We start from the raw sequence: 10837 nt of genomic DNA, 5'->3' as shown, positions 1-10837 counted from the left end.
CCGCCATTACAAAGGAGATTATGCCGTTCATTAACGGATTCGGGTGATCCGTAGCTGTACTATAGCCTGCTGTTCATTAGCCCCTTTACCTACCATATCCCAAAAATGGAAATCCAGGGTGGTGGAAGCATTCACCTCCAGCAGGTTATCCAGTTTTAGGGTATGCGTGATATCTCCAAAATCATCATCGGCATTGGGTGGATCATCCAACTCGATCAGATTCATATTGATCCTGATATAATCCGAAGCACGGGGATCCTCCAGTTCAATGTCTCCACGTAATTCAGGGTTCTCATCGTAAGATTTTTTATCTCCAGGGGGCACTCCAAATATGCTGACCGGTAATATTTGGGGCTCTGGATTCCGAGAAGTAGTAATGCGCGCATTACCGGAAAATTCCCGCTTATCATCATCAAACGGATCCAGCTCTCTACAATCGATACAATCGATATATACAGGCGTGATCCTGTAAGCTGCGGGTTGGTCCAGTCTACAGGTTTTGCGAACAAAGTCCGTTACCATGGCGATCCGGGCGGGTTGCCGGGTAGCTAGATAGCGCAGTTCATAGGCGAGCAGGATTCCCGGATTGGATAAACTCCAGGAAGCGCCCTCCCTGATTACCCGTTGAACCGCATTGAAACCGGGAGCTTCCTCAAGTGCAATTGCCGATCCACCGCCCCGAACAATGTAGGTAATCGACGATTCGTCAAGTATCTTGGAAGCGGTCAGCCCCGCACTGACCTCCACCGAACCACCTAATCCTTTATAGGCTGCATCCAGACTCGCTTTCACCTCTTCTGTACCATATTTGCTTTCGACTATGAAGTAGATTTGGCGACCGTAGCTAGCGGACTTCACGTACAGAGGAGGATTGCCCTCTCCCATCTGGTGTTCCGGATCGCGGGCGTTTTCTCCATCGGCAAAGAGGGAGTACTGCGTTTCCGGATCGTTTATGGATATGGTATAGAAAACCTGATCAAACTTTAGCATGACCCGGCTACCTTCAATCTCTTTATCCAGTGAGAACTCCCCGGTTACCTGGGTCAAACCGTATCTGGCGTCAAATCCCAGATTAAACTGAAATTCTTCTTTACTGTAAGCTTCCTCGAGTACGTAGGAAAAGTTTGCAACTGTTGCGTTGACCTCTTTGGAAACGTTGTTTAACATGCCATTGATCTTCTGGCTTACCTCGTCGTAATCGTATACGTCGGCGATAACGGTGATCTCTTCGCCACCAGATAATCCATTAAGGGTCAATGGTCCGCCGGCTTTCGGGATGGTGACCGGCGTGAAGTTTCCCGCTTCGAAGGCTCCACCCTGTATGATGGCTCCCGGGAAGATTATTCCGGTCGTCCCATCAGTTGCAATCATGTTGGACAACTCCTGTATTTGTCTCGCATTGTAGCTGGTTTTGTGGCACCGTAGTTCTCCCTTATCGCCAGGGCCCGCCACCGTCGGTAGGGTATCCGTGGTGCCGGCCGTTAGCGTTGTACCGGACTGTGGACTTCCAGGATCAGTTTGCAGGGTACCATAGTTGGGAAGCGGCAGGGGTTCGAAAACGTCATCTTTACAGGCTGTTGCCAGCAATAGCAAGGCAAAGACCAGGTAAGTTGTCAGTAATTTGCAGGAATTGATCGCCTGCTTTACATTTAGAAAGATAAACATAGTGATTGGAATTAAGGGTTTGTAATGAAAATCATTCATCAATGCCCTTCATTCCACCAAACGTTCCCCCGCTTAGAAGAATTTTTATAAAAAAATTTGCGGAAACGATCTATTTAGAGCCTACCTGACGGTTTCTGCTCCGCCAGTAAAAGTATCCGGCTAAGCACAGCACTGCTACAATCAGTAGCCACCGATACCGGAAGGCCGGCGCTAGTGCTACCGGCGCCATATCACCGATCGGGATATAGGCAGCCCAATAGTAGGGGGACTGAAAATAAGACGCGTCTTTGTGTCGCTCCAAATAAGCTAGCTTGGCCTGACGAAGTGCCTCGTGCTTTCCCAGGTCTTGCGCCAGATAATCATAAAAAGCTTCCATTATTTCCTTAGTACTCCGGTCGTTGACGTTCCAAAGCGAGGTAACTAGGCTTTTAGCCCCCCCGTAACTAAAACCACGGGCCAAAGATATGATCCCCTCCCCCCGCTGGAGTTCTCCAATGCCGGTTTCGCATGCGGATAAGACCACCAGATCGGCATTTAAAGACAGGGTATACAACTCACTGTTGTAAAGTAAAGCATCATTTAAGCTATCTGCTGATCTGGGCTGGAAAGCGAGAAAGGAATAATCGCCCTTTTTATCGTTCGCCTTGCCATGAGTAGATAAATGCAGGATACGGTAGTCTGCCGCCCGTTTAACAAAGTGTTGCTTGGTGGCTTCCTCTCCTACCCATACCTCGCCACCGTATCTTGCGGCTATCTGCTGTGCCTCCGGAACATTGTAAGCAAGTGGCGTTAGTACATTCCGGCGGAGCGTAGTATCAACGAGCCGGTTTGCCAACTGCGTATTGGTCACTTGTTGACTGCCGGAGAAAACCGGAGCGACCGCCAAGAGTCGATGGGCGGGTTCTCTGGCGTGTTTTTTATCCTGCATTTCGCGCTGTAACGTAGCGGAATAGGCGTACCCGATCGCGTATTTTCTGAGCAGATAAGGAAATTGATAAAAATCGGTTAACGCTTCAGGTTGATGTTGCAGCAAAATTTCGAAAGGTAAATAACCTAGTTTACCGTCGGGCACAAGGAGTAATTCTGAGGTATGCGCTAACTGTTGTTCGAGCGGTCGGAACAGCTTATCGTAGAGCAAACTGGCATATTGGGAATATAAGGCTTTAACTGGTACTCCGGTAATAAGCGTTGAGCAACCACTCGTATCCTGGCTGGCTTCAGCAAGAATACTGCACCGCAAATTTTGAATCCACTCTTCAAGGGGAAAGTCTTTCACCACTTTTGTGGTGTAAAAGGTGTCTTTGAGCACGGTGAACAGGTATATACTCGAATCTCCTACAAAATACTCAACAAGCGCCTGGTCTTCACGGTTCAGCACCTGCTCCTGTACTTGGGAGACACTAATGATCTCCGGACTGTATCGCAGTTGATAATATTCGGGAAAGTTTTCCTTTAGTGTTTCGAGTAGTGAATTCTTATCTCGGCGCAACTGGAAGAGTGAGTCCTCATAAATGAGCAGTAAGGAGTCATTCGTCACTTCCTGATAAACTTTCTTTTCAAATGAAAAAATCTTTGCAGCTATCTCACTCTCTCTTTTTATCAAGGAATCCGGCAAATTAAAGGTCGTCTTCTTCGTAATGGCCTGAATACTTTCGGCAAGTCTTCGGCTCTTGGTTTTCTCTGCTATTTCAAACGCCTGATGCGGTTCATTGCGCGCCATGAATAATTCAATTGCGCCTTCGTATACCGGCAGGGACTGATAGGCGTAGAATTGACGCGTAAACTCGTTTAAAAACATTCCCTGGGCATAATCCTCCAATGCCAGTAGGACGCGGTACTGAGCGTACACGGAATCCGTAGACTCCGACGGGTCGGTGACTGCCAGCTTTTTCCGATAGTAATCTGCTTTCGCCAGTAATACATCCTTGAGAATTTCCAGATTTGTGACTGCTTCAAACTGCATGGGCTTGTGACGGTCATAATTCAGCACTGCCATGGCTTCGTGCAGGTTGGTCAGTCCTTCCGGTAACCTGCCCATCTTGGTAAAGAGTAAACCCAAGGCGTAATAGGTCTGCGCAATTTCGGTATTGTTTGCCCCTTGGGTATTTAATTTGATGTCGAGGCTCTTCTGAAAATAGGGAACGGCCTCGCTAAACAGCCCCTGAGCTTCGTGTAAAGATCCGATGTTTGCGTAGGTATGGGAAACGAGGGGATGATGTTCTCCCAGTGTTTTGAACTTGATCGCTAGACTTTTTTTGTAAAAGCGCTGAGCCTCTTCGAATTTCCCTAGCTTTTCTGCCACAATCCCCATGTTATTGTAGGCATCAGCTACGTACGGGTGATCAGGACCTCTTACGACCGAATCGATTTCCAGACTCTTATTTAGGTACAGGAGTGATTTTTCGTACGCTTCCTGCTTTCCGTAGACAACGGCCATATTGAAGTATACATCCGAAGTATGCGCGTGCTTTTCTCCCCAATGCTTTAGTCGCACGCCAAGGCTCCTGTGTAAATACTCCAGGGCCCAACCATATTCCCCGACTCGTTCGTATGTTTTTCCCAAATTAGAGTAAAGGAGGGCTAACTGGTGATTGTCCGGACTTAAATACTGTTCTCCCAGCTGAATACCTTGCTTCAAATATTGAATGGCGGTAGATAAATCCCCCTGATTCTCGTAAATGTTGCTGATGGTATTGTAATTGGCAATAGTAACCGCCACCGCCGGATTTTCATCTTTTTGGATGAGGTTAAGGCTTTGGTGGGCGTATCCAAGCGCTTTCCCATAGTCACCTTTAATGCTGTACGTTTCTCCAAGTGCCAGATAGATTGATGCTAGTTTAGGATGCTCCCTGCCATAAACCGATTGCTTTATTGACAAATCCCGTTGAAAATAATCAATGCCCAAAGACGAATTTCCCGCTTCCATGGCGACGTTCCCAAGGTTGAAAAAAATATCTCCTAGCAACGCGTCATTCTTCATTTCTATGGTATCCGCGATTTCAAGTGCACGTTCTGCTTTTGCGGAGGCACTGTCTAAATTGAGCTTATGGAAATAGGCTGCACTCTCCAGGTTTAGCACGCGAATCAACGCGATACTTTTTTCCCCTATCCTTTCTCCGTAGTGTTTCTTTGCCTTTTGAATAGTATCCAGCGCTCGGTCGTACTCCATGTGGGCTAACAGTGCAGCTGCACTGTCCAGCAGTGCCGCCGCATACAACGTGCTATCCTGATGGCCAGCGGAGTGGCTAAGGTCGATTTCAGCTATGGTATCCCGGAGGGAGGATGAATCTATTCCAAGATTCGATGGATCGTTGTCTGTACAGCTAAACAGTAGTAAAGACAAGCCAAAAAGTAAAGTACGGCTGTACTGCCGGGGTTTCACTCGATGCCCATCTTTAAGTGTCCCTTTACTTTGACTATAAAATGCCTGTCGAACATAGAGACGGTCGAAAACAGAAAAAGCGCTATGATACCACATTTGAATAAGTTGTTGAACGACTATTCAGAAATACGAGTCTTTGGATTTGCCTCTCTACCAACTAGATAGCACCTTCTTGGCGGTTACCAGATGATCATTAGGATAATTAGTAAACTGTTCGAACTTCGATCTCACGGCATCCGTTTTGCCTTCTATCCGCAGTCGAGCTAAGGTAAGGTACCAGTCCGCCGATTCCCCATAAACACCGGATTGTACTTGAGACAGGGCTTCTGTAGCTGATTGAATTTCTGACTGTTGCAGTGAAAGGATCCCGTACAGATAATAGTAGGTATCCGGAGAAGATTGTAAGAGTGCTTCGCGATTATCGGCTATCACCGCTGCCGCACCTTGATAGGCGCCTTCCTGGTACAATTTATCGACCTCCTGTAATACCTGGCTTACCAAATTCTCGGGCTCATTTGAATCAGGATCCGCAGAACGGGCAGCCAAGTTCTTCTCTAACGAACTCGGAAGATCAATATGGGCTGCGTAAAGCTCTTCAGCGGTGAGCGATTGGGAGAATGGTAGCAACATCCAAAGAGCGATACCGACGGCAATTGCCACAGAGGCAGCCAAACCTATCCACCTCCAAGGCCTGGTTTGGATTGACCGAACTTTTGTGGTCTTACCGGTGATCATCGCTAACTTCTCCTCCAAATCTTCCACTTCCGGTTCGCGGAATGCGGCTTCCATATCGCGTTGCAGGCTCAATTCTGCTGCCAATTCTGCACTCTGCTCCACCGCTCGTTCGAAACCGGACCGTTCCTCTTCACTCATTTCGCCGCTGAGGTATCGATCAATCTGTATAGCTTGTTGTTCGTTCATATTCAGCTGATTTATCGGCCCTGGTAACGTATTTCCTCGAAACGAGGATCGCTCTTGATCAATTTGGTCAGCTTTTGTTTACACTTGAATTTACGCTTTCTGGCGTAGCCTTCACTCGTATATCCCATTTCGGTAGCAATTTCAGACATAGGTGTACCCATAAAAAATAACCGTAGCACCTTTTTACAATCTTCTCCCAATTGAGCCAGCTTATCCCGGAACAAGCGATGTTGCTCGGTACGCTCCAGTTTTTCATCAATTTCGGCATCCTGTGGAATATCGATTCCGTGGAGTGGTTGCTCGGGACGTTTAACTCGTCTACTGGCTTTTTTTAACCAGATTCTTTTCCCTACGGCTACCAGAAAGGTCCCAAAACTACTTGTTAGTTCGAAGGTTTTCTCCTGCTGCTTGCGAAACAACACGACCATAGCGTCCTGGAATACATCTTTGGCGTCTGCTTCGTCTCCACCTCGATTGCAGATGTATCGGTCAAAAACGGGAAAAAAGCGGTCGTAGATATCTGTCAGTATTTGCGGATCACGCTCCTGTAGGCCACGTAAATACTGTTGGTCCTGCGCGGCGATTTTACTTACTTTCATGCATTGTTCTTAGCAAACGAACTATTTTATTGGTAAGTTAGGTGTTTTTACAGAAAACCGCAAACTACGGGAAGTACCATGTGAGCGCATTTCCGAGGCGAGGCTTGACGGAACACTTAATAACGTGTAAAAGGCGCGAGCTCATGCAGCCGACCCGCCCGCCCTGCGACAAAACTTGCATAATCAGTCGTTATAGCAATGAAAGCTTCCGCAGTAATCCGCTTAAAATCACGTCAGCCGGTACCAGAACAAACCACTTACGCTGCTGTTCCAATGACAGATGAATTTATCGTATAAAAAAATCCTGGTTCCTTTAAGAGTAGCCATGCTGTGCCGGATGTCTGTGGGGGACCTGGAGCCAATCGCATTATAAAGCTAAGAGACGCTAAGCTTAGCAGCTTTTAGTGATCGGCCTGCGAATGGCATCCTTATACTGCTTGAGTATGAATGATGATATAGTAATCTACTGGCTGAAGCGAGATTTCCGTTTAGTGGATAATCCGGCACTGACCGAGGCCCTGCATAAAAACAGGCAGGTTTGTGCCATTTACATTCTAGAACCGTCCTTTCTGGAGGCTTCCGAAACTTCGGCATTTCACGTTCATGCGGTACTTCAGGCCTTGAATGATCTTCGAAAAAAAATAAATAGTGCCGGAGGACAATTGGCCATATTCAAAGGAGAGGTGGTGGCTGTACTCGATCAGCTGTTCTCACTCCTCCCCTTTCGGGGAATATATTCGCACGAAGAGATTGGGATACTTCGCACTTATGAGAGAGATATTGCCGTAGCTAAATGGTGTAAGCAACAGGGGGTGACGTGGAAAGAAATCCCTCAGACCGGAGTATTTCGCGGCCTGAAAGATCGAGATCAACGGCAGAAGTTGTGGAAGCAATTCACTTTCTCCCCTATACTACCGCGACCGTCTGCTGATCTGCTCTCCAAATTAACGATACCCAAGAAGTGGAAATCCATAGCGCTGGCCGGTCAACGAGAATTGCAGTTTGAGGATACTCCTTTTGCAATGACGGACTCCCAACGAGCCCGTTTGCAGACCGTTAGTGAAACGGCAGCGGAAGCTACCTTGCAGAGTTTTTTATACGAGCGCGGCATAGATTATAAGGGAGGTATTAGTTCGCCGTTAACGGCCATCACTGCCGGTTCTCGTTTATCGGTGCATCTCGCGTGGGGTACCATCTCCGGCAGGCGCGTGTATCAGGCTACCCAAGCGCGTAAGGAAGAGCTGAAAATATCGGAGGATCAGACCGCCAAGCGTTGGCGTGCCTCATTGACCTCATTCCTGTCTCGTTTGCATTGGCGCGACCACTTTATACAGCGTCTGGAGACCGAGCCCAAGATGGAGTTGGAACCCTTGAACCCGGCATTTAAGGAACTACAATACGATAACCGATCCGACTTTTTGAGCGCCTGGACGAACGGACGAACGGGATTTCCTTTGGTAGATGCCTGCATCCGGTGTCTCCAGGTTACCGGTTTTATTAATTTTCGCATGCGCGCCATGCTGGCATCAGTCGCCTGTCACACCCTCCATCTGGACTGGCGATTGATCGATCACCCGATGGCAAGCATGTATACTGACTATGAACCGGGCATTCACATTAGTCAGTTACAGATGCAGGCCAGTGTGGTGGGCATCAATACCGTTCGTATTTATAGTCCAAACAAGCAAATTGTGGACCAAGATCCCGATACCATTTTCATCAAAGAATGGGTGCCGGAACTAAGAGACTTTTCAGCTGAAGCCATCACTAAGCATCGACAGGAAGCCTTAGGCGACTATCCCGCTCAATTAGTGGATTGGTGGGCTGCTTCCCGGGAAATGAAGGACAGGATCTGGACGATCCGCAAGTTGGCCGCCAGCCAACAGGCAGCCCGGGAAGTGTACGAAAAACACGGTTCCCGAAAAGGCCCTCGAGGCCGAAAGGGGAACAACAGAAAAAACAAAACACATGAGCAGTAAAATCAGTATTTACTGGTTGCGTAATGACTTGAGATTACACGATAATGAGGCGCTTCACTTAGCCATCAGTAATGCCTCTAATGTGCTGCCGGTGTACTGTTTTGATCCCCGGCACTACCGCTTATTGGAACTTGGATTTCGCAAGACCGGTATCCATCGTTTTCGTTTTTTGTGTGCCTGTTTGACAGATTTAAAAAAACAACTCCAGGAGAAAGGCAGCGATCTCATGCTGGCGGTTGGCCAGCCCGAACAGATTATTCCTGAACTGGTCATTAAATATGAAGCTAGTGCCGTCTACGCCCAGAAGGAAATTGCCTCGGAGGAAACCGAGGTAGAAGCGGGCGTGAAAAAGGCCCTGGAAGAACAAGGTGTTCCCCTCCATTTAGTATGGGGAAAAACGCTGTACCATCTGGATGATATTCCCTATACCGCGCAGGAGATTCCCCTTACTTCCAAGGCATTTCGCATTAATGTCGGAAAAGCCACTGAGCCCAGGGATCTCTTTTCTGTACCAACAACCATTCCAACAGTCAACATCCGTGATTGGGGCGCATTGCCGAGCAGTGATGCCATAGGTTATACTGAGGTGGAACGCGCTGTCCCGGCGCAAAATATCTATCAGGGAGGAGAGCGACAGGCGCTACAGCGCTTGCAATATTACACCTTTGAAAGTCAGTTATTGACGAACTACAAATTTACCCGCAATCGCTCTTTGGGTCTGGATTACAGCAGTAAATTTTCGCCTTGGATGGCACACGGTTGTCTTTCTCCCAGAAAGATCTATCACACTGTGAAACAGTATGAGGTCGACATAAAACGCAATATCAGTACCTGGTGGCTGGTGTTTGAGGTGGTTTGGCGGGATTTTTTCAAGTTTCAGGCCTTGCGCTTTGGTAATCTGATGTTCGCGGAGGGAGGGATCAGGAAAAGAAAAGTATCGTGGCAATATGACGAAGCTCTTTTTGACCGCTGGAAAGATGGGAAGACCGGTATCCCCTTTTTGGACGCTCATATGAAAGAACTCCAGCAAACCGGTTTCATGTCCAATCGCGGGCGGGTCAATGCCGCCAGTTTTCTCACCCGTGATTATCAAATAGACTGGCGCTGGGGAGCTGCCTGGTTTGAAAACTTGCTGTTGGACTACGATGTATGTAGCAATTGGTTGAATTGGAATACCCAGGCTACGGAGATTTGGTACACCAATCCGGTGCATCAGGCCATGAAATACGACAAGAAAGGACGATACACGCTTTACTGGCTGCCGGAATTAGCTCGTTTACCTTATCCCTTGTACCACGCTCCCTGGCTCTTAACCGAAGAGGAACGTGCCAAGTACGGAGTCAAAGATTACCTCGAACCTGTTGAAATTTACGGAAAATGGAATAGGTCAATTAGTAATATAAAGAAGGCTTTCCAGGAAGGGAGTGATTAGGGGTATGCATGTTAGGGATGGTTTGATGGCTTGATGGTTGGATGGCTTGATGGTTGGATGGTTTGATGGCTTGATGGTTGGATAGCTTGATGGTTGGATGGTTGGATGGTTGGATGGTTGGATGGTTGGATGGTTGGATGGTTGGATGGTACATCCAAAGTAAACTGATAATAGCGTAAGGTTTGACCAAAGCGATTAATGATATATCGTTGGAAAACGTCAGTCGGACCGCTGCCGGGCAACGGCGATAAAGGAGTGACGAACCAAGGTTCGGCATACTTTGTTCTAGCATCGTTGTAAGCCTTAATAGCCTTAAAGTAATGGAGAAGAAAAATCATAAACATTTTATTCTGGCAGCCATCGACCTAGCCAAACAGGGTATGCAGTTCCGTGCAGGAGGGCCCTTTGGTGCGATAGTAGTGAAGGAAGGTAAGATTATCGGTCAATCCTTCAATAGAGTATTCGCAAAACAGGATCCCACCGCACATGCAGAGATCGAAGCGATCCGGGATGCCTGTAGCAGGCAGGGCGTTGCCCACCTCGAAGGGGCTACTCTTTATTCCTCCTGCGAACCCTGTCCGATGTGCTTCAGTGCCATTTACTACGCTAAGATCCAGGAAGTATACTATGCAGCCAGTCACGCCGATGCTGATAAAATTGCCGGCTTCGGCGTCAATGAGTTGTACGCGGAACTAGAGCGACCGGTAGAAAAAAGGCAGTTGGCCCATCATCAATGCGAGCGTGAGCAGGGTCTAGATCCTTTCATCCAATGGCAGGAAGAGCACCTTAGCAAAGAAGATTACATCGATCAGCTTTGACGCGTTATTTCCTGGATAAGTTATGAAAGTGTTTAAGAACA

Annotated in this window: 7 protein-coding genes; 3 read left to right on the top strand and 4 right to left on the bottom strand. The window is 47.7% G+C overall.

Annotated features, from left to right (window positions below):
- Positions 1-30 precede the first annotated feature (30 nt).
- From CRP01_RS33230 to CRP01_RS33215, 4 genes are all read right to left on the bottom strand, one after another.
- Positions 31-1665 carry a thiol-activated cytolysin family protein gene (locus CRP01_RS33230; protein WP_170110643.1) on the bottom strand — a complete coding sequence of 545 codons (1635 nt, stop codon included), beginning with the start codon at positions 1663-1665 and terminating at the stop codon, positions 31-33.
- Positions 1666-1774: 109 nt separating this feature from the next.
- Positions 1775-5143 (bottom strand): CHAT domain-containing protein, encoded by a 3369-nt coding sequence (locus CRP01_RS33225; RefSeq protein ID WP_099154393.1) that lies wholly within the window; start codon positions 5141-5143, stop codon positions 1775-1777.
- Between the two features lie 54 nt (positions 5144-5197).
- Complete coding sequence (locus CRP01_RS33220) at positions 5198-5968, bottom strand: anti-sigma factor family protein (protein ID WP_099154392.1); 771 nt, start codon at positions 5966-5968, stop codon at positions 5198-5200.
- 11 nt (positions 5969-5979) lie between these two features.
- Entirely contained in the window at positions 5980-6567 is a 588-nt protein-coding gene (locus CRP01_RS33215) for an RNA polymerase sigma factor (RefSeq protein WP_099154391.1), read from the bottom strand.
- Positions 6568-7010: 443 nt separating this feature from the next.
- Between CRP01_RS33215 and CRP01_RS33210 the strand changes: the two genes are divergently transcribed.
- The 3 genes from CRP01_RS33210 to CRP01_RS33195 all read left to right on the top strand — a co-directional run bounded on the left by CRP01_RS33210 (position 7011) and on the right by CRP01_RS33195 (position 10796).
- Entirely contained in the window at positions 7011-8546 is a 1536-nt protein-coding gene (locus CRP01_RS33210) for an FAD-binding domain-containing protein (RefSeq protein WP_170110642.1), read from the top strand.
- The gene (locus CRP01_RS33205; protein WP_099154389.1) at positions 8536-9978 is read left to right on the top strand and encodes a DASH family cryptochrome; all 1443 of its coding nucleotides are present in this window, start codon (positions 8536-8538) and stop codon (positions 9976-9978) included. Before CRP01_RS33210 ends, CRP01_RS33205 begins: the two co-directional genes overlap by 11 nt.
- A gap of 320 nt (positions 9979-10298) precedes the next feature.
- Positions 10299-10796 carry a nucleoside deaminase gene (locus CRP01_RS33195; protein WP_099154388.1) on the top strand — a complete coding sequence of 166 codons (498 nt, stop codon included), beginning with the start codon at positions 10299-10301 and terminating at the stop codon, positions 10794-10796.
- Positions 10797-10837 lie beyond the last annotated feature (41 nt).

Source organism: Flavilitoribacter nigricans DSM 23189 = NBRC 102662 (assembly GCF_002646595.1).
GTDB lineage: Bacteria > Bacteroidota > Bacteroidia > Chitinophagales > Saprospiraceae > Flavilitoribacter > Flavilitoribacter nigricans.
This window is presented reverse-complemented; position numbering and strand designations above follow the sequence as displayed.

What these genes read in the sequence shown, in the direction of transcription:
- CRP01_RS33230 (WP_170110643.1), bottom strand. Translation starts at nt 1,665, where the DNA reads ATGTTTATCTTTCTAAATGTAAAGCAGGCGATCAATTCCTGCAAATTA.
- CRP01_RS33225 (WP_099154393.1), bottom strand. Translation starts at nt 5,143, where the DNA reads ATGTGGTATCATAGCGCTTTTTCTGTTTTCGACCGTCTCTATGTTCGA.
- CRP01_RS33205 (WP_099154389.1), top strand. Translation starts at nt 8,536, where the DNA reads ATGAGCAGTAAAATCAGTATTTACTGGTTGCGTAATGACTTGAGATTA.
- CRP01_RS33220 (WP_099154392.1), bottom strand. Translation starts at nt 5,968, where the DNA reads ATGAACGAACAACAAGCTATACAGATTGATCGATACCTCAGCGGCGAA.
- CRP01_RS33210 (WP_170110642.1), top strand. Translation starts at nt 7,011, where the DNA reads ATGAATGATGATATAGTAATCTACTGGCTGAAGCGAGATTTCCGTTTA.
- CRP01_RS33195 (WP_099154388.1), top strand. Translation starts at nt 10,299, where the DNA reads ATGGAGAAGAAAAATCATAAACATTTTATTCTGGCAGCCATCGACCTA.
- CRP01_RS33215 (WP_099154391.1), bottom strand. Translation starts at nt 6,567, where the DNA reads ATGAAAGTAAGTAAAATCGCCGCGCAGGACCAACAGTATTTACGTGGC.